Source organism: Phaeodactylibacter sp. (genome assembly GCF_040219495.1).
Lineage (GTDB): Bacteria > Bacteroidota > Bacteroidia > Chitinophagales > Saprospiraceae > Phaeodactylibacter.
The window spans coordinates 1-25,464 of the sequence record NZ_JAVJSK010000132.1 but is presented as its reverse complement, the minus strand read 5'-3'; the positions used below and the strand labels follow the sequence as shown (position 1 = coordinate 25,464).

The window sequence follows — 25,464 nt, the reverse complement described above, 5'->3', positions numbered from 1 at the left end:
GTAGCCAAAGCCTTAAATCCGATCATAGCGGGTTGGGTCAATCACTTCGGGATGTTCAACCCTCGGCAGCTGATGCGAGCGATGGGAAGTCTGAACGATCGCCTGGCCAAATGGGCCTGCCGACGGTACAAACGTTTTGGTAAGTCAATGCGAAAAGCAAGTCGTTTTTTGCGTAATTTAGCTGTGGAGAAACCATTGCTTTCCTATCACTGGCGAAAGGGCTACCACACTGCCTAATCCTCGTACATGAAGAGCCGTATGATGGGAGACTATCACGTACGGTTCTGTTGAGAGGCTTGGGGTGAAAACCCCCTTGCTTACTCGACAAAAAACTGAATTATGACATTTAAAGAATTAGATTTAAAAAGCTCATTTAAACTTCAAAATGAATTACTCTAATTATTTATTGCTTTGCTTCTTGTTTTTGTTTTGTCTGATGTCTTGTAACCAAACTCATACACATAAAAAAGATACAATTACAGAACCATCAAATCAATATAGCCAATACATATTTCCAATTGGAGACGCTTCTGTGACATTATTGTACAAACTACAAAGACAGATAGCCTCTACTTCTTATGACAGTTTACAATTACGCAAAATTATTATTGATAGTATTTATATCCCGAACGAGAGGTTGTTTAGCTATTGTTTAGGATATGACAAAAAAACCTTTGCGGATAAGTATGCTAGTGCTCTAAATCAAAAATCTGATAGCTTAATTCAATTAACTAAAACCTTTGAAAAGATACATCTCGATACAATCATTATAAATACAATGAAAGTAATTGCAGAAAAATTCGTTTATAAATTTGAGGGGAAATACGTAATTGGTTTTTTTGAAGATGCAGGTTGTATCATGTGTGGCTGTGATAACACAACGATGTTAGGAAATACTTACAATAGCTATTATAAAAATCCCAACCCTCTCAAGGTAGTAATAGCGCATGAAGTAAATCACAACTTTTTTGAGACCGCTAAGAAAGCTGACCCTGATAATAATACATTACTATATAACGCAATTGATGAAGGTTTTGCCAATCTTTTTAGTATGAAAATGATGGATGTAGACAAGTTAACTGCATTCAACATGACCAAAGATGAATACAATTGGCTGGAGAATAACGAACCTGAATTAAAAGAAGAATTCAGAAAAGTAATCTTTAGTACTAAAGAAGAGGATTGGAACCCTTACAGCGAAAAAATACCAAATCGAATACTTGAGGGGTCACCAGGGGATATTGGCTATTTTCTAGGATATAGAATTATAGAGGAATGGCTGAAAAAAAATGATAGCAAAAAGTGGGAAGATGTTTATTCAACACCAGTAAGACAGATACTGAGAGAAAGCGAGTATTTTAAATAAAATTACTGCGGGCAATAACTAAGAAAGTTGGCTGCAAGCCAAGACTTTACGCTCTGGTGTTGTAGGAGACCGGAGCTGAGCGGTGGAATCGGGCACTATGGGGTAATCAATAGGCATTTTTGGGGGTAGGCTCACACTTCGGTCTCCGGTGGCCAAAGCCCACAGGCGACGAGACACAGGCAGGAAAGTATCCTGGTGCACCGGGACAGGCCGATTACTAAAGATCCAACACGCTCTTAGCCCGCTAAACTCAAATTTAGTAACTTTGCCAGAACCATAAATCCTTGATTTTTATTCCGAAACTGCTCCAAACAAGCTCTAAGAGGTCTGCCCTGCCTGGTTCGTAGGCTGTAGAGGAAGAAAGAGATAATTTAACAAAAAAATGATTAGCAATGAGTGTAAAGATGATCAAGTACAACATTAACCTTGAAGTTGATATTGATGAGTACATCGAGCAAGTCAAAATAAACAAGGGGTTTTATAAAACAACGGATAAAAGCGCAGCAAGGGGGTTTTCCTTCTTCATGATGGTTATTAAACGAGAGTTAGAAAACTGTAAAGAGTCAATCAACAATCATCAGTATTTTAAATACCATTTCAAACCAAATGGTAAAGAAGTGATCTTTGAAAAGGCAGTAAATAAATTGAGCGAAGATGAAGTAGTGAAAATAGATATTCAAAAGAGGGTGAAGAAAACCTATTTCACTGATGAAAATGGGGATAAAATGATCAGGGAGGAAAGTATGAATTCGGAGCAATCGGAACTCATAGAGTATGAATATAAAAGGGTGGAAACCGATACTCGCATCATTCAAGGTTATGAATGTCATCGGATTGAACTGAAAGAAGTATCGAAAAAAGAGGGTGAAGACAAAGAAGAAAGATTTTATACCTTGTATGTCACTAAAGAAATAAATCTACCCGCACATCTGATACTAGAATTAGCCACTCCGATTATTGATGAATGCCCTCTTTATGTTGAGATGACTGACCTATGGAACGATAAGCAAATGACAATAATGGAAGCAGAAGAAATAAGCAGAATTGTCAGTGAATCCGTACTTAAAGAGGTCAATCAAAACTGGGAAATAGAAGAATCAACCCTTAAAAGTGGTCAGAAAGAATTAAAAAGGACGAGTATAAGAGAATTGGCATGTAGTTAAGCGCTCCAAACAAGCGCTAAGGCTCAGTGCTTGTGCATTGTGAATTGGCAGGTGAGCATCTTTGGGTTCAATTGGGTTGCTTTTCCAACTACAGTGTTTTATATTGTGGTGGTTTGAAGTCAGTGGTGATCCGTGCATCAATCGGCTAATCCGAAATAATGCGGCATGGTTCTGATTTTATAGCCCGGGAGGTGCCTGACTTTTACGCTCTGAGCAGTTGTTACCCGTTTACAAACGGTTATAACCGTTTGTAAACGGATGGTAGGCTTTAATAAATTGATTATCAGGCTGTTAATTCGTGGTGGGGGAGTGTGTAGGTAGATGTGTGAAATGGGGGGAATGTTCGTATATATCCTAGTTCGGTGCAAAAAAAACATATAAAAAGTGAACCATTGTTGAGCTTTACTTATCTTTGTATATCAGATACTAATAACTTGATATTCAATTGATTACAGGAGTTGATTTATTTTCGGGAGCTGGAGGACTAAGCTTAGGAGCCAAAATGGCTGGTATAACGACTTTACATGCTGTAGAGTTTGACAAGATGTCTTCGTCAACTTATCAATTTAACCATCCATCTGTCAATGTAATTACAGAAGATATTTGTGATATTAACTTCTCAGTTATTGATAGTCAACCCTTTGTTCTTTATGGCGGACCTCCTTGTCAAGGATTCAGCACTTCTAATACGAAGAATAGAAATTTAGAAAATACAAAAAATCATCTATTCCATCAATTTGTTCGAGCAGTTAAAGAATTAAACCCTTATTGGATTGTGTTTGAGAATGTTGAAGGAATCACTACTCTACAGAAGGGTATAGTGTTGGAATGGCTTAAAGAAGCAATATCTAAGTTCGATCCAAATTACATCATAAGAGATGCAGTTCTGACCGCAAGTGATTATGGAGTACCTCAAGTTAGAAAGCGATACTTTTTGATTGCGAACAGAGACGATATAGATTTTGAGTTTCCAAGAATTCATGATACTTCAGTAACTGTTGGCGAGGCTATATGTGATTTGCCATCTTTGAAGAATGGTGATAAATCTGAAACCCTAACATACAAGTGTTCTGCAAAAAGTGATTACGCAAAATTAATGAGAGGGAGAAAAAAACTAAGTAGGCAAAATTTAGTTTCTGAAAATGCAGATTATATTATAGAGAGATACAAACATATTCCTCCAGGGGGAAATTGGAAGAATATTCCTGATCACTTAATGAGAAATTATACTAATAAGAATAATTGCCATTCAGGAATTTACAGAAGACTCGACACATCAAAACCTTCTTGTGTTATAAGTAATTATCGGAAGAATATGCTTATTCATCCTGAAGAGAATAGAGGATTGTCAGTTAGAGAAGCTGCTCGTTTGCAAAGCTTTCCTGATTGGTTTATGTTTCAAGGAACCTTGGAAAATATACAACAACAAATTGGGAATGCTGTTCCACCTTTATTAGCAAAAGCAGTATTTGATCAGATTCTTAGTTACTATGAGTACAACTAAAAAGCAAAATCTTACCTGGAGTTTTGACATTAGTGCCTATCGTCTGCTAGGTAGAGAGCTGATTACTGATAAAATTACAGCAATATTTGAACTTGTCAAAAACTCTTATGATGCTAATGCTAGTAAAGTAAATATAATTTTTCAGTTTGACGAAAGAGGGATATGCGAGAAAGTTATTATTGATGACAATGGAACTGGAATGACTGAGTCTGATATCAAGGATAAATGGATGGTCATAGGAAGCAGTAATAAGAGGCAAAATAGAACTTCTCCAGAGCCATTCTTTAGGAAACTTGTTGGAAAGAAAGGAATTGGTAGATTCGCTATTGATAAACTAGGAGCTTACGTTAAACTATCTACTCAGGCTGCCAAGCAAACAAGCTTAAACAATTTTATTATTGACTGGACTAAATATGAATTAGAAGAAGCTCGGCAGTTGAAATTATTTGAGGATGAAGATGAAAAGCCACTATTCACTGAAATTAACAATGAATTCTGGCAAACGAAAAGTAATAAAGATACAAGTGGAACAACAATAGAAATAAGCAAAATTCGAGATTCTTGGGATAAACACGATGTAGAATTATTAATATCTGAATTAGCCAAGTTGGCAACTCCCATGTCTGACATAAGTGCTAGCTTCAAAATGTTTATCACAGCACTTCCTTACGGATATAATGAGTACAAAATTGAGAACGAGGCAATTAAATTTGCTACTCATAGTTTCAAAATTGACTACGAAATAGGTGAACGAAAGCAAGAATATTTGGTATTTAATGAAATAACTAAACAAATAGATACAGAGACACAGGACTATTTATCTTTCGGGCCAGTCAAAATTTCAATTTTTTATTTTGATAAACTTGCAAAATCTAGGTTTAAAAAAAATACCATAAATCAAACAATAGATGGTGTTAAAATTTATCGTGATGGGCTTATTACTACTCCATTTGCTGAGAATAGTTCTTCCTTAGACCAGCAAAAAGATATATTAGGTTTAGATAAAAGACGTTGGTCTGGATTTTTTAGTAAAATCAGTAGCAGAGACTTAATTGGTTACATAGAGATAAGTGATGAAGAAAATCCAAATATAAAAGAATCAACAAACAGGCAGGGTTTTATAAATAATACAGAGTTTGAAGCTTTAAAGACATTTTTCTTTAATCAAATAGGAGTGATAGAAAATTACCTAGAGTCTTTAAAAGAAGATAGAAGAAATGAAACAGATAGTGAGCTTAAAATTGCAAAGGAGGATATTACCCATGTGAGCAAGATGCTCGAGGATTTGAAAAAAATTGTGCCGAAAGAAGCAAAAGAAGACGTTCGAAATATTACTCGAAATCTCAAGAAGCTTGAAAAAAGCATAAGCAAGGGTATTTCAGATTATCGTGAGATAGAACTAGAAAAAATACGGCAAGAAAATTTGTTTTTCAGCTTAATGTCTTTGCAAGAATATGCAGGTGAGATTGCCCATATGGTAAGAACTTCAATCGGTAAGATTACTCGTTATGCTAATTTTTTCTATGACGAGTACCCAAACCCTAAATATGATTCATTATACGGTAAATATGCCAAATCTATTTATAAAGAAATGATGTCTTTGAGCAATGCGCTGGACTTTATGCTGTCTTACAGTAAATCAAATGTTACATTTCAGAGTATTAATGTATTTGATTTAGTCACAGATTTAGTGAGAATTGTGTACAAGGATGATTTGAAAGAAAAGTCAATTAAATTAAAGATTGATATTGATGAAAATATTGAAATTTTTCACAACAAAAGATTCTTTGAAGACATTTTTCAAAATTTGATTGATAATTCTATTAAAGTTTTAAAGCAATCACCAAATTTAAATAAAACGATAATAATAAAAGGAGAAGCTAAACAAGAAGAGTTCGTATTTCAGATAATAGATAACGGTCCTGGAATTGATAGTAAAATTAAGTCAAGGATATTCAATGTCTTTTTTACTACTACAGCAGAAGATGGCGGCGGCGGGATCGGATTGTTTTCAGTAAAGAAAAGAATTCAGGCTATGAATGGGACTATTGAAGTTGCTCCAAACCCATACTTCGCTACAGGTGCTAATTTTAAAATCACTTTACCTTTTAACAAGCAATAGTATGAAGACTATACTCGTAATTATTGATGATAATTTGCCAGAGGATTTTGATCCTATTATTGTGAGGTCAGAAGAAATATTTGATGAAGTTGAAAGATTTGAATTTCCATCGGAAGCAATTCAATATATAAGTAATAATCTTGATAAATATTTAGTTGTACTGCTAGATTATAAATTTTCTGAAGATGAAGAGACTGGAACCCAAATTATTTCCAATATAAGGGGTATTTCTTCACTGATTCCCGTAATTATTTGGACTGCGGAGATCGGCCAAATTGATGATTACCCTGAATTAATTAATCGTCATGCCTATGCTGTCCACAGTAAGGTTAAGATGGAAGAAATTATGGAATCGTTGATTGAAGCAAAAAATGAAACCAGAAATTCTATTTTGGAAGCTTTAGAGGAATATATCAGCAAATACTCAGAAGGCGATCAACAAAGTATTAAGTTAGAATCGTTAAATGGGAAGTCATATTCCTTGAAAGAGTTGTTTTCTGAGATTAGTAATAGAACTGAAATAGGCTTAGATATTGAGAAAATTTTAGTAAAAATGACAATTAAATCGTTATTAGAAGACAATGAATAATCTACTTATATCTGATACTTTAGATGAAAAATTAGGCGATTTTTTCAAGTCATGCTCTGAACTAGCAATACTTCATTTTGGAGATAATCTTACTAGTTTAATTGATGATAGAGTGAATTCTATAACGGTATCAGTTGTTCTCGAATCTGCTGACAGTGATTACAACCTTGTAATTATTTATTGTCACGGGGATGAGAGTTCATTTTTAGGACTAAACAATGAAGTTATTCTGACTATTGAATCACCGGAATTAATAAAACTAGCCAATTCAATTATTTATTCATTCTCATGTAGTTCGGGATCTATATTGGGGCCCAAATTGGTTAATCTAGGTTGCAGGGCATTTATAGGCTATAACGGAGAAGCAAATATTCTTACCTCTTTAAAAGACGAGTTTGCTGCGTGTGTGCACACAGGTGTTGAACAGCTTCTTGCAGGAAGTAGCGCTGAGATTGCATATAAATCAGTCATCCATCAATACAAAAAACTGATGATGCAGGTAGATTTTTTCGCTAGATCAATCATCAATGATAATATTGATAAATTAGTTCTAATTGGTGATCCAAGTTCTGAAATTAATGAATAAAATGCGCAGAACAATGCATAGCTGACAAGCTTCCTATCGTCAGCCTGCAGCTATGCGAACCGTTACCACACATAAAAAAACAAGATTGAAAGGAAAATACATTTTCAAATCAACCAGACTTGGCTTTCGGAATTGGAGAAATGAAGACCTCGAAGAGTTTGCCGAGATGAATAAAGACTTAGATGTAATGGAATATTTTCCAAAGCCATTGAGCAGAACTGAATCCGAAAAACTAATGAAGCGAATGCAAGTACATTATGAAAAAAACGGATACACATATTTTGCGACTGAACGATTAGATACGGGTGAATTAATTGGATTTATAGGGTTAGCTTATCAGGAATATAAAACAGAATTTTCCCCGGCAATTGATATAGGTTGGCGTCTAAAAAAGGATGCTTGGGGTAAAGGATACGCTACCGAAGGTGCAAGAAGATGTTTGACACTTGGATTTAATGAATTGGGAATTGAAAAAATCATTTCTACCTGCACAATTGGAAACAAAAAATCTGAAAATGTGATGAAAAAAATCGGAATGATAAAGAAGGGAGAATTTAATCATCCAGAATTGACGGAGTTTTCAGGTTTTGAAAAATGTATTTGGTACGAAATAGAGAATAAATGAAACGTGTGGTAACAAAGGCTATGATGTCCATGCCTCCTAAACGTCGGCACGTTACGTAGCCGGACCTTTTAACAATGTCAGAGGTGAAAACTGAAATGAAAACGAAATATGAAATGTTCTATTTGCCCGAATGAAATTGGAGGAAAATATTGCTCAAATTGTAGACAATATTAAAAAGGTAGAAGAATTAATTTCACAGCATTTTTAGGAGATTTATTCGATGGCATTTTTTCATTAGAAAAATCTTTTTTTCAAAATATTCGAATCGGATTAGGCCAACCCGAAACATTAGTTTTAAACTATTGGAAAGGATTTCGAAAATTTGATTACAGTCCTGGAAAATTTTTAACCATAGCATCATTCTCTGTTGTACGAAGCCGGAGTCAAGCGGTGGAAAGCTGCACTATGGGGTAATCAACACGCTCTTAGCCCGCTAAGAGCGTGTTGGGACTTGAGTAATCGGCCTGCAAACTACACTTTTTTGGTTATACTTCGTCCCGAAAATCCTCATTTAGCTCAGGCTAAACTCCGGTTTTCGCGCCTTGTCTAACCAAAAAATTGTTAGTTTTCGACTAGAAGACAAAAGTCCCAACACGCTCTAAACTCAAATTTAGTGACTTTGCCAGAACCATAAATCCTTGATTTTCATGACGAAACCGCTCCAAACAAGCGCTATAACCCTGTAATGATCCCGGACGGATCAAGTCTAATGAAAACTGTTACCAGCTTACTACAACTTCAGCAATCGCTGGGTTTCGGCCCCAACCCGAATCAGGTACAGCCCGCCCGGCAAATCAGCAACGGGCACTTGCAAAGAAGAAGCACCCCGGGCTTTTCTAAGTGTGCGAACCAACTGCCCCGTTATTTTGAAGACATACACTTCTGCTGCCGGCGTATGGACGAAATCTATCCGTAGTACCTCACGCACCGGATTTGGCGATAGGGTAAAGCTCGGTTGCGGGCCTGCTGCATCGTTCTCCGCGCTTTCAACGCTAGTGGGCAATACGGTACAGGGGTCAAAGTCGGGCGTACCGCCGGGAGTAAAGTTATAGGCCAGATGCGGCTCTGCAGCAAGGCCACTTTCCTCCCTGGCAGAATAGGCGTGGAGGTTGGCTCCTTCTGCTTCTGCCGACAAACGGAAGCTCAGTATTCCGTCCCCGGCCATTTCGTCGTTCACCAGCGTGGTGATGTCGTACTCCACCCAGGCCCCATTCGGTGGTACGGGCTGTATGCCAACCATACTTCCAACAGCGGGTTGGTTGTTGTAAGTGATAGCCATTTCGCTCCAGCTGTCGTCAGGGACCAGATATAAGACATCCTGCGTTGGGTTCGGTGCGTCATTAGACACGTTCAGCCGCAGGCGCACGTCGTAAATGGGAGCGGATAAGCTGCTCAGGTCAAACTTGATAAAGCTTCGCCGGGTATTGCCATGGCCCTCGCCGTTATTCTTAACAGCCAACTGCGTGGCGGAGCCGAAATTCGTATCCGCATCACCACCGCCTCTGACGTAGGCATCTTCACTGACGTAGAGCGCCGCATCAAAATCGGGTTGTTCAAAGCCTCCTCCTCCGGCCCAGTTCTCCAGCAGGGCGTAGATATCCCCGGTCAATTGCTCCGGGATGGTGATGTTCTCAACGGCTTCGGCTCCCAGTCGGTCCTGCAGCTGTTGCAAATAGAGGCTTCGCGGCTGTATTGCCGTATTCCAATGCTCCCAGTGCCCGGCACCGCTTTGCTGCAGCCCGCGGCAACCCATGCCCCAGTTTTTACCCCCTTTCGGGCTTTCCACTTTGATTTCGCTGGTGTAAGAAAGTAAATTCCAGAACATCGTCGTATTTCCTGCCCAACCGTGCCCGCTGCCTGATGTGCCGCGGTTTTGTACCCGGATGGCCCCACCGCGAACATTATCGAACAGCAGTCCGGTAGCCCAGCGGTGGTGAGGGCCAATATCACTGTATACTTCGGTGCTATAGTTGTCCAGAAAAACATTGGGCCCGGTCACCCGTGAGCCGGTTACAAAATCGTGCCTGCCCTGATGGGTATAATTGCGCTGAAAAAGATTGCCTAATCCATCGCTGATGTTGAAAGAATACCGTTTTCCGCCACTGATTTGCGACCTGGGGTCGATGGAGGCACAATCCTGAATGGTGTTGAAGTTGGACTCCCCCCTGATGGTTACCGTGCCATAACCTAAAAACTGCCCCGTAACGTTCTTTACCCACGAGTCGGTGACTCGCTGTAGCAGCACCCCGATCCAGGCATGATCTTCGTCTGTCGGGTCATTGGGCGCATAATAAGACTGTATCCTCAAGTTTTCCACGCCACACTGTTTGATCCGCCCGGGCACAGAGGCTTTGTAGATTTCGCCTCCGCCGTACTGTTCTTCGATCACATCCACGATAGGGAGGTTAATGGTGAGGGTGTTGCCGGCAATCTCCATGATTACCCGTTCGTGAAAAATAGCATAGGAGGAGGGCGTCCAGCCAATTTCATCCATTCCTATGTCATCAATCCAAAATTGGTTAGGCGTTCTGCGCAGTACAATAGTATCTCCGACGGCATGGCCCGAGGCGTCCGCGATCTCAAAGCTATAAGCGCCCAAAGGGACGTAGGGCGTTGTAATGTCCTGCCTGGAAGAAGAGGGGCGGTCAAAGCCACTGCCTGTGCCTTGTATGGTGATGAAATCGTGTTGGGCCTGCAAATTAGCATGCAAAATAGTACCCGTACCGTCGTAGCCCTGCCCTTCTCCCCGCAAGACCACCCCGCTCTGCTCAATATAGAGTTGCCCCTCTATCTCGTAGCAACCCGCTTGTAGCAACACCGCACCCCGAAAGCCGTTGGCATCTGGAGCCATAGCCTCCACTTCATCAATGGCTTCCTGAATCATGCCCGTATCATCTTCCCCGGATGGGCTAAGCGTTATCGCAACGGGAACGGCTGGAATGGCCACACCGCCTCCCATGTAGCCTGCGTGGGAGTAGTCCGGGATGATATTCACGGCATTCGTTTGCCCTTCCATCGCAAAAGGGCTGTAACTGAGCGATCCACCATTCAGCCAGACGAGGCTTGAGGACTGCGCATCGCCGGTCAGGGGCGCACTCAGCAGCCACAAAAAGGTCAGAAAAGAGCAGGGCGTAAAGCGGAATAGTTGGGCGGGCGTCATGATTTTCATAGGGGTACCAATTTTAGAGCTTGTTGGGATTTCACCCTTTGGGCTGCTTTTGCCAAATTTCGTCCTGCTCTTCGTTGCTCTCCCGCCTGCCATAGTCTTGTACGGCGGACAGGTCAGTCACTTAGCTAAGGCTATGCTCCCTCATCACGCCTCGATCAGAACAAAATTTGGCTACGTTCGTTCCAAAAGCAAAATCCCAACAAGCTTTTACCGTTTTAGTAAGCGGTATAGAAACAGCCCGAAGATCTGTGCATATTTCTTCCGTAGCCATACTACCGGGTATAGAATTTGAGAATAAAGTTAGCCAATATTTTCGTTAGAGCGTGTTGGGACTTGGGTCTTCTAGTCGAAAACTAACCATTTTTTGGTTAGACGAGGCGCGAAAACCGGAGTTTAGCCTGAGTCAGATAGCCCGTCCCGCCGTTTGCGGGAAGGATTTTCGGGACGAAGTATAAGCAGAAAAATGTAGTTTGCAGACCGATTACAAAAGTCCAAACACGCTCTAAATGGAAGCTTCCGTAAAACAAATCATCAAAGCCTTTGGAGAGATACTGACTTCGGTGACCTGCAACCGGGGGGAAGTCATTCATCAATCCAATGCCAGGTGCAATAAGATTTTTATTGTGCAGTCAGGCGTTTTACGCTCTTACTATTTTCGGGAGGGTAAAGACATTACGGCTCATTTTGCTATGGACTACAGTATTATTGGGGCAGTGGATAGCCTCCTCAGGCAAACCACAAGTATCTATAGCATAGAAGCTCTGGAGAAAAGTAAGATTTTAGTAATGGAATACAGCGAAATGGAGCTTTTTTTAGATAAAAACCCTCGTTTAGAGCGATTGGCGAGGCAAGTTTCACAGTGGCTTTACCTTGACTTGGTAGAGCGCTTAGAAGGCATGATGTTTTTATCTGCCGAAGAGCGGTATAGCCATTTATTGAACCGCTATCCAAATATAACGCAAAAGGTCAACCTTGGCTACATCGCCTCTTACCTGGGTATAACGCAGGAAACTTTAAGCAGGATCCGGAAGTCCAGATGATTTTTTTGACATAGGTCAAAAGAGAAGCTATGCTGCTTTTCTAAATTTACAGATGAAATTAAGAAAACAGCAGACATGAATCTTACCGCAAAAAAAATGTTACTATTGGATGGCGTAGGTGCGTTGGTTACCGCTACGATGCTGAGTCAGGTGTTAGCGCGTCATGTACCTCTTTTTGGTATGCCCAAAGAGGTGCTGCATATATTGTCAGGCGTTGCGCTATGTTTTGCCGTATTCTCCCTAACCAGCCATTTGCTCGTGAAAAGTGGTTTTGATCGCTACCTCAGCATAATTCTCATAGCCAATATCACTTATTGTATTACAACTTTAGTGTTGATGGGCGTACATATTGAAAAATTGACCTGGCTGGGTATTGCCTATTTTATTGGGGAAGTGATCATCGTTTTAATACTGGTATATGCCGAATACCGTAAAGTATAGTCTGGCCACTTAAGTTTCGTGAAAATCATGACGCCACTATTTTTTGGGCTGGCAAGGCCAAAACGTAGGCATCGCCTGCACGAAGCGTGGTATAGAGCCCCACGGTGAAGTCGGCGTCCCGGTTAACCGGGATTAGCGCAGCAAAGCAGAACCCAGAGGAGCAAAGCGACGATCAACGAAGCTAAGAGCATGTTTGGAGCAAACGAGAGTTGATAATCAAAGAGTTGTGGTTGTGACTAAATGAAAAAATGCGCGTTTGGCGGAGCCTGCCCCGCAGAATGCGGGGTCAAATAAGTATTTTTTCATGACGTTCCCGGTTTGACCGGGATTCACAAGGCTTTGGTTATCAGCCGAAGTGCACCTCCAAACATACACTTAGTGAGGAAGTCAGAGCTTGCCCCGCATTTCTGCGGGGTTCATAAAGCGTTGATTTGCAATAGCAACGAGCTCCAAACATGCTCTCCCTCTACTCCTGCGGGTTTACAACTCCGATACCTCCTCTTCCTGCACCTGCTCGATCAAATAGCGGAGGCTGTTCTTTTCTTTCTCCTTCAGATCTACCCGCAGCTCAATGCCCTCCCGGGTAGCACCGGCCCGGATATCTTCAATCCGCCGAAGGTCATCATTCCATTTGGAGAAAGCGGCAGGCGCCCCCACGGCAGTAAAAATCTGCTGCATCATGCTCTGCTCTACCACATCCGCTAATGAGCCTTGCAGCCCTGTGTCGCCTGCTTCCACCTTTTGGAGCCAATCCGGATTGCTGGCCAGGTAGACCAGCCCATTTTGAACTAGAATCTGACCATCTATATCAATGGACTGAGGTGATCCCGTAGCGTCAGCGGGCATCCCTTTTTTAAACTTCAGGAAACGGAAGCGGCGGTCCGAAATGCGGTCGAGGCTACCTTCTTCAGCAGCCGCGTTCACGTTAGCCAAAAAACGGTCTTCATCCTTGATCCGGGCTGCAAAAACCAGGTTCATTTCATCATATGCAGCCAGCATAATATCTCCATCGAGCTCGTCAATCAACCCTTCGATATTAAAGCCGAAAGCGGATAGGCTCTCTTCAGCAAAACCTTTGGTATATTTCTCAATCAGCAACTGATTGAGACCGGTGATATCAAAGGCGGCGGTGAGCAGGAACACGGGGGCGCCGGCGGGCGCCAAAGCAGCAAAGTCGGTCTGTACCTTGTCCTTGAAGAGCATGCTGAGGTCATTCCGGATCTGCCCCTGAAGGTCGAGTGCCACACTGCTGCTTACGTAGCCTTTTTCAAACGTCAGCGTATGGGCCAGATGCTGACCTTGCAGGTCTTCTTCCTTATAGTTTAGCAGTGCGCCGGCAGACTTGAATTTGTCAGATTGCAGGATAAAGTCACTGGAAAACCAGTTGAGCAGGTCATGGTCGCCCTGCAAATGTTTGCGCAGGCTGGCATTCTCGGCTACCGACTGCTGATCGGCGTTTTCAAGCAGTGCTTTCAGCCGGTCCTGCACGCCTTCCTTATTGTTGGAAACGGCCAGCAAGGCTACCTCGTTATTCCAGGCGATCGCGCCCCGGTCAGGTGTGGACGCATAGTTGAAAGGCTGACTGACAGGCAGCAACTGTATCTCGGTACTCCGGATCATCCGCCCGAAGGCAGCACTATCGCTTAGCGAAGCCGAAAAGACCATCAGGGGCGCTTCCGTTTCGCTCAGCAGGTTGGAAAAATAAACGTTTTGCTGCAGATCAATACCCGACTGCTCAGGGTGGGCAACGATGGCGGACAGCGTTGGGTTTTCCTCCGCAATATCTGCTATCATCTTCTGGAACCCGGCCGTTTGTATCAACGTAGGGTAATCCGCTTTGCCCATCAACTGTTGAAGATTGATGGTGCTCACCGATGCCGCATGTGCAGGAATATAGGTGAGGCTATCGGTGGGGACCGGGTCTTTCCGGCAGCTGCTCAGGTTGAGTACAAACGCTGCTAACAGTGCAAAACTTAAGAGTCGGAGCAATTTCATAATGTGATTTCTTTGATTAAGTGCTCCAAAACTAGTGCTTCAGGGCTTCGAAAGCCAGATGCATAGATCAAGCGGGATGGAATTTCGATAAAGACGGCACATTTTGCCCGAAAAGCGCTGTTGGGGCTTTACATCAACCCCTGAACCACCTCCTGATCATGGCCACTTTCCCGTTCTGCCTGCCGTTTGATGTAGTAGTAAGTTTCCATTTGGGAACGGATGGCCAGGTCAGAGCCGTCCTTGCGGTAGTGGTTGGAAGATGCTGCGTCAATCACGCGTGCCTTCACATTATCACTCATCTGAATGGTAATGAAATCCTTGATCTGATTGCGGATATGTGTGGCGTAGATCGGGAAGGCCGTCTCCACCCGGTAGCTCAGGTTGCGCGACATCCAGTCGGCAGAAGACAGGTAGATCAGCTCTTTGCCGCCGTGGTAAAAGATGAAGACCCGCGCATGCTCCAGAAAACGGTCGACAATACTGATGACTTTAATATTGTCACTGATGCCTTTTATCCCGGGGACGAGCGAGCAAATACCACGGATGATCAGCTCTATTTTGACGCCCGCCTGACTGGCCTTGTAGAGTTTTTCTATCATGGGCTCATCCTGCAGGCTGTTGAGTTTGAGAATGATCTCTGCCCGCTTGCCCGCTTTGGCTTGTTCGGTCTCGTAGTCGATCAGCTGCTCCAGGCCCGTGCGCAGGTTGAACTGCCCAACCATCAGGTGCTCAAAGCCCTGCTGCGGCACCTTGACGGTTTCGAGAAAAGAGAAGACCCGCGCCGCTTCATTCACCAGGCGCTCATCGGCGGTGAAAAGCCCGAAGTCGCTGTATACTTTTGCGGTGTCCTCATGGAAATTGCCGGTGGAAAGATAGGCGTACATGCGGGCGCGGCGGTTCTCCACCCGGCGTACCAGGGCTACTTTAGAATGGACTTTCACACCAGGAAAACTATAATGCACGTTCACTCCGGCTTGTTCCAGTTTCTCGCCCCAGCGCAGATTGGCTTCTTCGTCAAAACGAGCCTTGACTTCAATGAATACCGAGACTTGCTTGCCGGCTTCCACGGCATCCATGAGCGCTTTCATGATCCGTGATTTCCGGGCTACCCGGTACTGCACAATTTTAATGTGGGTCACTTTGGGGTCATGCGCAGCGGTCTCGAAAAAACGGACCACCGATTCATAAGCATGGTAGGGCACATGTATAAGGTGGTCGCGTTCGCGCAGGGCCTGATAAAAGTCGTCCGCATCCTCCAAAGGGTGGTAGGGTAGGGGCGGCATAGGCGCATTGCTCAGGTGGTCGATATCAAAAGTGGGGAATTTGAAAAAGTCGAAGTTGTTGTGGTAGCGCCCCTCCTGAAGAATATCGTATTTCTCGAGGTCAAAGGCTTCCTTGAGAAAGTCGAGCAGTTCATCGGGCATTTCCCGGTCATACACAAAACGGGAAGCAGGCCCGACCTGCCGGCGCGAGAGGCTCGACTTAATTTTCTGTACCAAGTCGCCCGAGAACTCATCGTCAATGTACAGCTCCGCGTCCCGGGTGAGCTTGATGGAGAAGGTGTCGAGGATCTCATACCCCGGGAACATCCAGCTTACGGAGTGCCGGACGATATCATCCAGCATAATCACATCCTTGCGGTTGCCTTCCGACGGCAGCGTGATAAAACGGGGCAGGTGGTCAGACGGTATTTTTACAATCGCATATTTATGTGGCGCGTTGGGGTTGTTGCGCTCCGCGAGGAGGACGGTCAGGTAAAGCGCGGCGTTGTTCAGAAAGGGGCGGATCTTGTTTTTGACCAAAAGTACCGGCTGCACGAAAGGCAGCATGTGGTCCTTGAAGTAGGTCTCTACGTATTCTTTCTGGGTGTCGTTCAGGTCAAGTCGGCGGATCATGTAAATGCCGTGGTTGCGCAATTCCGGGATGATCTCCTCTTCAAATATCCGGCTGAATTCTTCCTGCTGTTTGTTAACGATACGCTGAATATCCTTGACAATCTGCTTGGAGTTGATGTGCAGCTCCTTCTTGGTCTTTTTACCTACCCGCAGCAGATTACGGTGATTGGCCATCCTTACCCGGAAAAATTCATCGAGGTTGGAAGAGTAGATAGCCAGGAATTTGATCCGTTCAAAAAGTGGCACGGTAGGGTCTTTGGCTTCCTGCAATACCCGGTAATTAAACGAAAGCCAGCTGATATCGCGCTCAAGTAAAGGGAACCCTTTGTCTGTTTGGCCAACAAGGTCGGTGGTGTCGTAATTGGATATCGCGTTTTCGTTTCTTAGCATTTCCTGGTGTTCAAGGAGTTTTGACATTGATGAAGTCTCTTTTTCTGACCTGACAAGTGCCGGATTGGTTCACTGGCTAAAATAAGGACATTTGCGCACCTTTTGCACCACCGGGCTCAGATAATTCCGGCCCACGGGTCTGAATACCCGTAATGCCCGAAGCTGCAGCCTCATGAAAATGGGCCGCCATCTCCGGTGCCAGGAGGTTATCGGGCTCATGCGGGAAAAAATAAATCTCGTGCACCCCCTGTTGTGCCCATTGCTTCAGGCGTTCCACCCAATCCGCGGCTCTTTCATAATCGGTCGGGTGCAGCCCGTTGCCGACAAAGCGGACCAGGGCGGTGGTATTCGTGACGCCCATGTGCAGCACATCCCGTCTGCCGGCCACATCGGTGATGACGATGCTCCGTTGCAGTCGGTGCAGGGTGTCGAGGAGCTGCTCCAGGCTTTGCGGGCTTTCAAACCAGCTTTCGTGACGGACTTCCACCGCCAGTTGCTGCTCCGCCGGGAAAGCTTCCAGGAATTGCACCAGTTGTGGCAGCCTCTCGGCACCAAAGTAGGGGGGGAGTTGCAAAAAGCAGCAGCCCAGCTTTTCCCGAAGCCCGGCAATGGCCTGGCAAAAAGCAGGGATCAGATCGGTGCCCAGCCCCAGAGCCTTGCTGTGGCTGATGGACTGTGGCACTTTCGGGCAAAACCTGAAATCGCTCGTAGATTCCCGGTACCACTTTTCAACGGCCTGCGCACTCGGGATGCGGTAGTGCGTGGTATTGAGCTCTATGGTGTTGAATTGCAGACTGTAGGCCTTCAGGTAGTCTTTGGCTTTGGTCCCTTTGGGGTAAACCCGGCCCACCCATTCCTTCATGCTCCAGCCGGTACAGCCAATGTACAGCTGCGGTGGCTCCGGGGAAGACGGCAGCGCCGGCAACCGGGAACGGTTGCCTGAAGGGTCAGGGGGCAGCCTGAAGTCTATATCGCTGATATCGGGAAGCTTACCAAATTTCATAGCGTAGAGAAGATGATAGTGATGTCGCCGAAGGTAAGAAAAAACTCTATTTTTGCCGACCGTAACCAGGAACCGTTCCTGAAACAGACTTGATGCGTCGGGTTGTTGCAGTGGGGAAATGAGCGATTTCACCCCTGTGGTGACCCCCAATGCATCAAGCCTGATAAACCACAATGATATGAAGCAACCTAAAGGCGTATTCGTAACCGGCATTGGCACAGAGGTAGGAAAGACAGTGACAGCAGCCCTGCTGGTCCGCACCCTGAAAGCTGATTACTGGAAGCCCGTGCAATCGGGGGACCTCAACCATACCGACACCATGAAGGTCCGGAAGTGGGCCGGTGAAGCTGCGGGCACCTTCCATCCGGAGCGCTACCGGCTGAACCTGCCGATGTCGCCCCACGCAAGTGCTGCGGACGATGGCGTTACTATTCAACTGCAAGACTTCGAACTCCCGGATACCCGCAATTTCCTGATTGTGGAAGGGGCGGGCGGGCTGCACGTGCCCCTGAATGACCAGGATTGTATCATTGACCTGATCCAGCGGTTGGGGCTGCCGGTAGTATTAGTGTCCCGGCATTATCTGGGCAGTATCAACCACACCCTGCTTAGTGTGGAAGCCCTGCGGCACAGAGGCATCTCCATCGCCGGCCTGATCTTCAACGGAGACCCGCACCCTTCCACCGAAAGTATTATCGAGAAGATGACCGGGCTGCAACCGCTGTTTCAGCTCGGTGAAATGCAGGCCCTGAACGACGAGTGCTTCGAGCGGCAGGTACAGCGCGTTGGGCAGGCTTGTAAAACCCTGCTGGACGGGTTGTGAAAACACAGCACACTTTTGTGCACAGAAGATTTGTTTGACTTGCTCCCGGAGCAGCAAAACTGTTGAATATATGAACTTGACCGAACGGGATGCCCGGCATATATGGCACCCCTACACACAAATGAAAACAGCAGCACCGCCCTTGCCGGTAGTCAGAGGCGAAGGCACGCTCCTGTACGATGAAGAAGGGCGTTCTTACATCGATTGTGTGGCATCGTGGTGGGTCAATCTCCACGGCCACGCGCACCCTTACATCGCGGAAAAGGTGTACCAACAGCTATTGCAGCTGGAGCACGTCATTTTTGCCGGCTTTACCCATCCTCCGGCGGTAGAGCTGGCGGAGCGGCTGATCGGCCACCTGCCCGGCCAGCAAAACCGGATTTTCTACTCTGATAACGGCTCATCTGCGGTGGAGATCGGCATCAAAATGGCGATCCAGTACTTTTTCAACCTGGGGCAGCCGCGCACCCAGCTGCTGGCTTTCGATATGGGCTTCCATGGAGAAACCTTCGGCGCTATGGCGGCTAGTGGCGACCACTCCTTTTTTACTGCTTTTCAGGACTTCCTCTTTGAGGTCAAGCGCATTCCCAACCCGGTGCCTGGGCAGGAAGCGGCCGCCCTGGAAGCCCTGGAAGCCCATCTGAAGACGGGCGAAGTGTATGCCTTTATTTTCGAACCGCTGGTCATGGGCGCCGGGGGGATGATCATGTACGAGCCTGAAATCCTGAGCCAGCTCATGGCGCTCTGCAAAAAGTACGGCGCGCTTTGTATCGCCGATGAAGTCATGACGGGCTTCGGGCGTACCGGGCGGATGTTCGCATCGGATTACCTGACGGAGCAGCCCGACATCATGTGTATGTCTAAAGGCCTCACGGGCGGCACCCTGCCCCTTGCGGTGACGTCCTGCACAGAGGCGGTCTTCGGGGCTTTCTGGTCCGATGATAAGTATAAGACCTTTTTTCACGGGCATTCCTATACGGCTAACCCGGTAGGCTGTGCGGCGGCACTGGCCAGCCTCGATCTCCTGGAGTCGGAAGCGTCTCAAAGTGACCGAAAGCGGGTGGAAGCCCAACACCGGCAGTTCCGGCAGCGTATCGAACAACACCCGGCGGTGCGGGCCACCCGGCAGCGGGGCACCATCCTGGCGGTCGAATTTGAAAGTGCCGAAGCCACCGGCTACTTCAACGATCTGCGGGACAAACTGTACCACTTTTTCCTGGACCGCGGTGTACTGCTGCGCCCACTGGGCAACCTGATCTATATGATACCGCCTTATTGTATCACCAACGAGCAGTTGGAAAAAGCCTACAGTGCCATGGAGGCGGCCTTTTCCGCTTTCCTGCTCAGGGAGGAAGCCTGAATCGGGTCCGGATTTCGGTAAGAATAAACGCTAATCACTAAAAATACCCTTCGGGCTTTCCGATAAGTCAAAAATAGGCCCTACTTTAGGGGGCTTAGTAGTTTGACGGAAACAAGTTAGGCCGTTCTCTCTTGAGGCTTTTGTGATATTTTAACGCAACTTCCAGTTTTTCAGTTGCTTATGATCCCGGTCAAACCGGGGCGCAAAAACCTCAAACGGTCTTACTTATTTTGTTTCCGTCTCATAGCAAAGACCTATGATTGTAAGAATTATCATTATTCTTTTGTGCCTGGTGTTTTTCATCAATGGGTGCAACAGCCTGATCTCTCAGTTCTTTGGTACGCACAAGTTGCGTTCCTTTGAGATGTCTACGGTCGTGAATTCCGGTATTGGAGATGCCGATTATGTGGAGATTTCGGGTGCCCGCCTGGAGCCGGTATTTGTGCATCAGGAGGCGGAAGAGCCCGGCAGCCCACCTATTATTTTGTACCCGGTCTTTGCTAAGGAAGGCCCTTCGCAGCAGCCGGTATTACTGGCCTGGACCGCTGATTTTTTTGACCCCTGCGTCGCAGCGGATACTTGTATTGCAGCGGGTACCCGAACCCTCAAAGGCGTAGTCCGCCCTATCCCGGATGCCAATCTCGCCGGACTGGACCAACTCCGGGAAAAGGGGTACCGTTGGGAGGAGCCCATTTTAACCCTCAATGAAAACGAAGCACCGGTAGCCTGGTACTGGAATGCACTCATGATGCTGGGGGCAGGGATCGTGGCTATCGGTATGGAAGCATTCTATAATCGTAAGAAAGCATAACATGGAAGAACGTAAAGAATGGGCGTTAGCCGAAATCCTTAAAGTACACCGAAAACCGCTCCTGGAGCTGGTGTACGAGGCCGCTACCGTCCACCGCAAACACCACAACCCGAACGAGGTGCAAATCAGCAGCCTCCTTTCCATTAAGACGGGAGGGTGTCAGGAAGATTGTGGCTACTGCCCTCAGGCCGCCCGTTACCACACGGACATCGAAGAAAACGACCTGATGTCCGTAGAGCAGGTGACTACCGCCGCCAACCGGGCCAAAGTGCTGGGCGCTTCCCGCGTATGCATGGGCGCTGCCTGGCGGAATGTGAAGGACGACGAAGACTTCGATCAGGTCATCAGGCTGGTGCAGACCGTCAACAGCATGGACTTGGAGGTCTGTGCTACGCTGGGCATGGTCACGGAGACGCAGGCCAAAAAACTGGCGGAAGCCGGGCTCTACGCTTACAACCACAACCTGGATACTTCGGAAGATTACTACAAGGAGGTGATTTCCACCCGGGGGTACGAAGACCGCCTGGAAACCCTCAGTAATGTCCGCAAAGCCAAGCTGACCGTTTGTTCCGGTGGCATCATCGGCATGGGCGAGTCTGTGGAAGACCGCTGCAAGATGCTGCTGACCCTTTCTCAGCTCGACCCACAGCCGGAATCTGTGCCCATCAATGCCCTCGTGGCGGTGGAGGGTACCCCAATGGAAGAGCAGGAGCCGGTGCCCATCTGGGATATGGTGCGCATGGTCGCTACCGCCCGCATTGTGATGCCGAAGTCAACGGTACGCCTTTCTGCGGGCCGCTTGTCGATGACCAAAGAAGGGCAGGCGCTTTGCTTTATGGCAGGTGCCGGGTCTATCTTTGCAGGGGACAAGCTGCTCACCACCCCCAACCCCGCTACGAACGAGGACCTGGAAATGTTCGAAATCCTTGGGCTACAGCCCACCGCGCCATTCGCTAAGGGCGACCGCCCGCAGCCTGAACCGCTGACGGAGGAAGAGCGCGCCAAAAAGGAAAATCCCAAATGGAGCCGCCCGGGGCACCGAATCCCGGCCCATGTTGAATACACCAAAAAAGGAAAACTCAAGAAAAAAGCCATTCAAGAATAACTTATGACAAAACGAAAGCAAATTGTAGCCGGCAACTGGAAAATGAACACGAACTATGAGGAAGGCCGTGACCTCACCAAGGCAGTCATCGATGGGCTGCAACCCTCCGATGCACTGGTGATCCTCGGTACGCCTTACATTCATCTTCGCAATGTAGCCAGTATGATCAAAGACATTTCCAACCTGAAACTGGCGGCGCAGAACTGCCATCAGGAAAAAAGTGGTGCCTACACGGGTGAAGTTTCCGTGGGCATGCTGAAGTCCTGCGGGGTGGAATACGTCATTCTGGGCCACTCGGAGCGCCGGGAGTATTTCGGTGAGACGGATGAGCTCATTGCTAAAAAGATTGATGCAGTTCTGGGGCAGGGCATGGAGCCGATTTACTGCTGTGGCGAAAAACTGGACGTTCGCGAAAGCGGAAAGCAGAACGAACTCGTAGCGCAGCAGGTGAAAACGGCACTCTTCCACCTTAGCGCGGAGGACCTCCAAAAGGTGGTGGTCGCCTACGAGCCGGTTTGGGCCATAGGCACCGGTAAAACGGCTTCTCCGGCGCAGGCACAGGAAATGCACGCTCACATCCGCAGCCTGCTCAGCGATAAGTACGGAGCGGAGGTCGCGGACCGCATCTCCATCCTTTACGGGGGCAGTGTGAAGCCGGGTAATGCCAAAGAGCTCTTCGCCAATACCGATGTCGATGGTGGCCTGATTGGTGGCGCTTCCCTTAAAGCAGCGGACTTTATCGCCATCGTCAACAGCTTTTAAGCGATGAGCAGTAGTGCCCCCAATAACCCTAAGCCGAAACCGCAATGGCTGGAGCGCCTGGAGCAGGAAAGCTATCAGGCGGAGCTCATTGTCTCGGGTGTGGCGCTGTTGGGGGCATTCCAATTACCAGGACTGCTGGACCAGTTGTTGAACTGGTGTCTGCAGCGCACCACCGCTGAACAGCAGGAGCTGCTCGGGTACCTGTTCATCTACTTGCTGTTCGGAGCTTTAATACTGATCTTCAACTTTATTCTTCATTTTTCCCTCCGTACGCTATGGATTGGGAACATCGGGCTGGCATCGGTTTTCCCGGAAGGGATCAATGAGCATTCCGATCGGTACAGCCCGCATTTTCTTGCCAGGCTCAAGGCCCGCTTCCCTGACCTTCAGGGCTTTAATCAGCGTTTGGACGACTTTTGCAGTTTGCTGTTTTCGATTGCAGGTATCAGCCTGATTACCTTTACTTTTCTCACCATTCTGTTAATGGTCTTTTGGGGGATCGGGTACCTTTTATCAATGGTTTTCGTGGGGCTGCCCGCGACCTACTTCGCACTGGGCGGGCTGTTTCTACTTACTTCGGTGCTGCTGTTCCAGAGCCTGCTCAATCATAAGAAGCTTCGGGACAGGAGCTGGGTGAAGAAAGTACAGTTCCCCTTGTACCTGTTTTCCGTCCGGATCATGACCGGACCCTTTCTGGAGCCATTCACCTACATTGGGCAGACACTGGCTACCAACGTTTCCAAAACCCGCTATATCGGGGTTACGGCAGGGTATATGGTTGTGCTCATGATCGGCTTTGTTTTTTGGGTGCAGGACTCCAATTTGTTTATGCTGGATGCCGGTACCCGTAAGCGGCTGGCCGGGCGTGAAAGCGTGCAGTATGCAGAGCGGTACGAAAACCTGAGGCCGCCCGGAGCGCATATCCGCTTTGCCATGCTCAGCAGCGATGTCATTCGGGGTACGGTTGCAACGGTCTTTGTGCCGGTACCTAAAACCGAGCGGGAGCTCATACAGGAGTACTGTGGCCCGGAGTGGGAAGATGGAGAGCGGGAGGAGCGGCAAGCCTGCCTGAAGTCTTACTACACCTTTAAGATTGACAGCACGGTGGTCGTACCATCTGGTTTGTACCTGTACGAGCAAAAAGATAGCAAACAAGATGGCATAAGAGTCTACCTGCCTATGCAGGGGCAGCGCGTTGGCGGGCACCGCCTTCAGATCATCCCGGCCCGGTTTGAGCAGGATTCCTTTCACATCAATATCCCGTTTCAGTACTTCCCCGAGGAGTCATTGCAGTAAACAAAAACAGCTCTGCCTTAGGGAAGACGGAGCTGTTTGCGTTCAGGCTTAGAAGTGCTTTGGCTATCTTTCTTTACCGTACTCAATGGCGTTGAGGTCTACCACAAAGCCTTTGATCTTATGCTTCTTCAGCAGATTCTTGCGGTAGTTTTCCGCAGCAGCTTCCTCATTGAATGGGCCCAGGAGGATTTTGTAGGCCGGCATGCGCGCACCTTCTTCAATACTGATCAGGACATTATCAAACCATTTGGCCTGAAGGTCAGCGACCTGCTTGAAGACGTTCTCGTAGTTAGTCAGAGAGGCGACCTGTACGGCGTATCCTTTTTCGCCAGGCTCCTGAATACTGATTTTGTACAACCCATACTTCTGATAGCCTTTGCCAACTAGTTTAGCTTGTGCTTCGGTAGAGGCCTCTTTGTTGCCTTTGGACTTTGTGCCTGAAGCGGCGGCAGGCTTTTGGGTGGTTGCCGCGGCAGTACTTTCCTTACGGGCAGGTGCAGGGGCGTTGCCTGCATCGGTTACAATGCGGTCCCGGCTCACATTATCGTAGCTGGAAGGAGCGCTGGCCTGCCGCTCTTTCCGTTTGGCACTTGATTTCCTGGCAGGTTCGGGCGCTTGAGTCCCTTTTTTGACCACCTCGAGCTTAACTTCTGTCAAACCATCTGTGACCAGGCCAATACGCTCCGCAGCGGCACGGGAGAGGTCCACAATCCGGCCACGCTTGTAAGGGCCTTTGTCGGTGACCTTCACCACGACTGACTTGTTGTTGTCCAGACGGGTCACCCGTACCATGGTTCCGTAGGGGAGTTCACGGTGCGCAGCAGTCAGCGCTTTTTTGTCATACTTTACACCATAGGCGGTTTCTTTGCCCTGGAAGCTATCGTGGTAGTAGGATGCAATGCCCCATTCTTCATTGCTTTGCGCAGACAATGCTACGGTAAAACAAAGGGCAAGGAGGAGGCTTAAGTTCAGTCGTTTCTTCATGGTTATCGTTTTTTGGACGGCTTGAAATTAATCAAAAAAATTGGTAAGCTTAATTAGATACGAAGGTTTGCGCGATTTTATTGCGGTTTACCTGGTGCAAGCCAATATTTCAGGCTGTAATTTTTGAGCTGATCTATCGACATGCCGGAATTCATACCCCTTTCCCTTTGTCAACATTGCACCTTTGCTATCATTTACGTATCTTACGAAAAATCCGAATGCGCCCATTCGCTCCCTTCTCTGAGGTGGATGTTTTACTTCCGCATCAGTTCTGCGCTCGCGTTTATTCGGTTGCCCAATTGGTCTGCTAAGTGCTGCTTTTTGAAGACATAGACTTCAAGAGTTCTGTCTCCTTGTTGCCCTTTACCAGGCTACCTAACACTGTATTTCTTAATTAACCGATAAATATTTTACCTATGAAAAATGTAAACCTGA

General features: G+C 46.7%; 21 protein-coding genes. 16 read left to right on the top strand and 5 right to left on the bottom strand.

The features are described 5' to 3' along the window. From RIC19_RS21130 to RIC19_RS21095, 8 genes are all read left to right on the top strand, one after another. A partial coding sequence (locus RIC19_RS21130; protein ID WP_350180359.1) for a group II intron maturase-specific domain-containing protein occupies window positions 1–237 on the top strand: 237 nt, incomplete at its 5' end. 148 nt (window positions 238–385) lie between these two features. After that, entirely contained in the window at window positions 386–1,366 is a 981-nt protein-coding gene (locus RIC19_RS21125) for a gliding motility protein GldB-related protein (protein WP_350180358.1), read from the top strand. Between the two features lie 392 nt (window positions 1,367–1,758). Continuing rightward, window positions 1,759–2,529 carry a hypothetical protein gene (locus RIC19_RS21120; RefSeq protein ID WP_350180357.1) on the top strand — a complete coding sequence of 257 codons (771 nt, stop codon included), beginning with the start codon at window positions 1,759–1,761 and terminating at the stop codon, window positions 2,527–2,529. 445 nt (window positions 2,530–2,974) lie between these two features. Continuing rightward, on the top strand, window positions 2,975–4,033 hold the full coding sequence (locus tag RIC19_RS21115; protein ID WP_350180356.1) for a DNA cytosine methyltransferase: 1,059 nt from the start codon (window positions 2,975–2,977) through the stop codon (window positions 4,031–4,033). Further along, a complete protein-coding gene (locus tag RIC19_RS21110) occupies window positions 4,020–6,155 on the top strand; it encodes an ATP-binding protein (protein ID WP_350180355.1) in 2,136 nt (711 codons plus the stop codon). The genes RIC19_RS21115 and RIC19_RS21110 overlap by 14 nt, the downstream gene beginning before the upstream one ends. Window position 6,156: 1 nt before the next feature. Continuing rightward, the gene (locus RIC19_RS21105; protein ID WP_350180354.1) at window positions 6,157–6,744 is read left to right on the top strand and encodes a response regulator; all 588 of its coding nucleotides are present in this window, start codon (window positions 6,157–6,159) and stop codon (window positions 6,742–6,744) included. Further along, entirely contained in the window at window positions 6,737–7,330 is a 594-nt protein-coding gene (locus RIC19_RS21100; protein ID WP_350180353.1) for a hypothetical protein, read from the top strand. The genes RIC19_RS21105 and RIC19_RS21100 overlap by 8 nt, the downstream gene beginning before the upstream one ends. Before the next feature lie 85 nt (window positions 7,331–7,415). Continuing rightward, a complete protein-coding gene (locus RIC19_RS21095) occupies window positions 7,416–7,955 on the top strand; it encodes a GNAT family N-acetyltransferase (RefSeq protein WP_350180352.1) in 540 nt (179 codons plus the stop codon). A gap of 730 nt (window positions 7,956–8,685) precedes the next feature. On the opposite strand, the gene RIC19_RS21090 is transcribed toward RIC19_RS21095, so the two are convergent. Next, the gene (locus tag RIC19_RS21090) at window positions 8,686–11,124 is read right to left on the bottom strand and encodes a CBM96 family carbohydrate-binding protein (protein WP_350180351.1); all 2,439 of its coding nucleotides are present in this window, start codon (window positions 11,122–11,124) and stop codon (window positions 8,686–8,688) included. A 506-nt stretch (window positions 11,125–11,630) separates the two neighbouring features. On the opposite strand from RIC19_RS21090, the gene RIC19_RS21085 reads away from it, so the two are divergent. Further along, on the top strand, window positions 11,631–12,164 hold the full coding sequence (locus RIC19_RS21085; protein ID WP_350180350.1) for a Crp/Fnr family transcriptional regulator: 534 nt from the start codon (window positions 11,631–11,633) through the stop codon (window positions 12,162–12,164). A gap of 75 nt (window positions 12,165–12,239) precedes the next feature. Continuing rightward, window positions 12,240–12,605 carry a hypothetical protein gene (locus RIC19_RS21080; protein WP_350180349.1) on the top strand — a complete coding sequence of 122 codons (366 nt, stop codon included), beginning with the start codon at window positions 12,240–12,242 and terminating at the stop codon, window positions 12,603–12,605. A gap of 480 nt (window positions 12,606–13,085) precedes the next feature. On the opposite strand, the gene RIC19_RS21075 is transcribed toward RIC19_RS21080, so the two are convergent. From RIC19_RS21075 to RIC19_RS21065, 3 genes are all read right to left on the bottom strand, one after another. Then, window positions 13,086–14,600, bottom strand: coding sequence for a DUF4836 family protein (locus RIC19_RS21075; RefSeq protein ID WP_350180348.1), 1,515 nt, complete (start codon window positions 14,598–14,600; stop codon window positions 13,086–13,088). 128 nt (window positions 14,601–14,728) lie between these two features. After that, entirely contained in the window at window positions 14,729–16,912 is a 2,184-nt protein-coding gene (ppk1, locus tag RIC19_RS21070; protein ID WP_350180347.1) for a polyphosphate kinase 1, read from the bottom strand. 49 nt (window positions 16,913–16,961) lie between these two features. Next, window positions 16,962–17,888, bottom strand: a complete 927-nt coding sequence (locus tag RIC19_RS21065; RefSeq protein ID WP_350180346.1) for a DUF72 domain-containing protein — start codon at window positions 17,886–17,888, stop codon at window positions 16,962–16,964. Window positions 17,889–18,066: 178 nt separating this feature from the next. On the opposite strand from RIC19_RS21065, the gene bioD reads away from it, so the two are divergent. The 6 genes from bioD (at window position 18,067) to RIC19_RS21035 (ending at window position 24,045) form a co-directional block, all read left to right on the top strand. Continuing rightward, window positions 18,067–18,711, top strand: a complete 645-nt coding sequence (gene bioD / locus RIC19_RS21060) for a dethiobiotin synthase (RefSeq protein ID WP_350180345.1) — start codon at window positions 18,067–18,069, stop codon at window positions 18,709–18,711. Window positions 18,712–18,781: 70 nt separating this feature from the next. Next, complete coding sequence (gene bioA, locus RIC19_RS21055; protein WP_350180344.1) at window positions 18,782–20,071, top strand: adenosylmethionine--8-amino-7-oxononanoate transaminase; 1,290 nt, start codon at window positions 18,782–18,784, stop codon at window positions 20,069–20,071. Between the two features lie 256 nt (window positions 20,072–20,327). Beyond that, window positions 20,328–20,882 (top strand): hypothetical protein, encoded by a 555-nt coding sequence (locus tag RIC19_RS21050; protein ID WP_350180343.1) that lies wholly within the window; start codon window positions 20,328–20,330, stop codon window positions 20,880–20,882. A gap of 1 nt (window position 20,883) precedes the next feature. Further along, the gene (gene bioB / locus RIC19_RS21045; protein WP_350180342.1) at window positions 20,884–21,987 is read left to right on the top strand and encodes a biotin synthase BioB; all 1,104 of its coding nucleotides are present in this window, start codon (window positions 20,884–20,886) and stop codon (window positions 21,985–21,987) included. A gap of 3 nt (window positions 21,988–21,990) precedes the next feature. Next, a complete protein-coding gene (gene tpiA, locus RIC19_RS21040; RefSeq protein WP_350180341.1) occupies window positions 21,991–22,749 on the top strand; it encodes a triose-phosphate isomerase in 759 nt (252 codons plus the stop codon). Between the two features lie 3 nt (window positions 22,750–22,752). Continuing rightward, window positions 22,753–24,045: a hypothetical protein gene (locus RIC19_RS21035; RefSeq protein WP_350180340.1), complete on the top strand. Its 1,293-nt coding sequence runs from the start codon at window positions 22,753–22,755 to the stop codon at window positions 24,043–24,045. Between the two features lie 63 nt (window positions 24,046–24,108). Here the strand turns inward: RIC19_RS21035 and RIC19_RS21030 are convergent, their stop codons facing one another. Continuing rightward, a complete protein-coding gene (locus RIC19_RS21030; protein WP_350180339.1) occupies window positions 24,109–25,029 on the bottom strand; it encodes a septal ring lytic transglycosylase RlpA family protein in 921 nt (306 codons plus the stop codon). Window positions 25,030–25,464 lie beyond the last annotated feature (435 nt).

What these genes read in the sequence shown, in the direction of transcription:
- RIC19_RS21125 (WP_350180358.1), top strand. Translation starts at nt 386, where the DNA reads ATGAATTACTCTAATTATTTATTGCTTTGCTTCTTGTTTTTGTTTTGT.
- RIC19_RS21120 (WP_350180357.1), top strand. Translation starts at nt 1,759, where the DNA reads ATGAGTGTAAAGATGATCAAGTACAACATTAACCTTGAAGTTGATATT.
- RIC19_RS21110 (WP_350180355.1), top strand. Translation starts at nt 4,020, where the DNA reads ATGAGTACAACTAAAAAGCAAAATCTTACCTGGAGTTTTGACATTAGT.
- RIC19_RS21105 (WP_350180354.1), top strand. Translation starts at nt 6,157, where the DNA reads ATGAAGACTATACTCGTAATTATTGATGATAATTTGCCAGAGGATTTT.
- RIC19_RS21100 (WP_350180353.1), top strand. Translation starts at nt 6,737, where the DNA reads ATGAATAATCTACTTATATCTGATACTTTAGATGAAAAATTAGGCGAT.
- RIC19_RS21090 (WP_350180351.1), bottom strand. Translation starts at nt 11,124, where the DNA reads ATGAAAATCATGACGCCCGCCCAACTATTCCGCTTTACGCCCTGCTCT.
- RIC19_RS21085 (WP_350180350.1), top strand. Translation starts at nt 11,631, where the DNA reads ATGGAAGCTTCCGTAAAACAAATCATCAAAGCCTTTGGAGAGATACTG.
- RIC19_RS21080 (WP_350180349.1), top strand. Translation starts at nt 12,240, where the DNA reads ATGAATCTTACCGCAAAAAAAATGTTACTATTGGATGGCGTAGGTGCG.
- RIC19_RS21075 (WP_350180348.1), bottom strand. Translation starts at nt 14,600, where the DNA reads ATGAAATTGCTCCGACTCTTAAGTTTTGCACTGTTAGCAGCGTTTGTA.
- ppk1 (WP_350180347.1), bottom strand. Translation starts at nt 16,912, where the DNA reads ATGTCAAAACTCCTTGAACACCAGGAAATGCTAAGAAACGAAAACGCG.
- RIC19_RS21065 (WP_350180346.1), bottom strand. Translation starts at nt 17,888, where the DNA reads ATGAAATTTGGTAAGCTTCCCGATATCAGCGATATAGACTTCAGGCTG.
- bioD (WP_350180345.1), top strand. Translation starts at nt 18,067, where the DNA reads ATGAAGCAACCTAAAGGCGTATTCGTAACCGGCATTGGCACAGAGGTA.
- bioA (WP_350180344.1), top strand. Translation starts at nt 18,782, where the DNA reads ATGAACTTGACCGAACGGGATGCCCGGCATATATGGCACCCCTACACA.
- RIC19_RS21050 (WP_350180343.1), top strand. Translation starts at nt 20,328, where the DNA reads ATGATTGTAAGAATTATCATTATTCTTTTGTGCCTGGTGTTTTTCATC.
- bioB (WP_350180342.1), top strand. Translation starts at nt 20,884, where the DNA reads ATGGAAGAACGTAAAGAATGGGCGTTAGCCGAAATCCTTAAAGTACAC.
- tpiA (WP_350180341.1), top strand. Translation starts at nt 21,991, where the DNA reads ATGACAAAACGAAAGCAAATTGTAGCCGGCAACTGGAAAATGAACACG.
- RIC19_RS21035 (WP_350180340.1), top strand. Translation starts at nt 22,753, where the DNA reads ATGAGCAGTAGTGCCCCCAATAACCCTAAGCCGAAACCGCAATGGCTG.
- RIC19_RS21030 (WP_350180339.1), bottom strand. Translation starts at nt 25,029, where the DNA reads ATGAAGAAACGACTGAACTTAAGCCTCCTCCTTGCCCTTTGTTTTACC.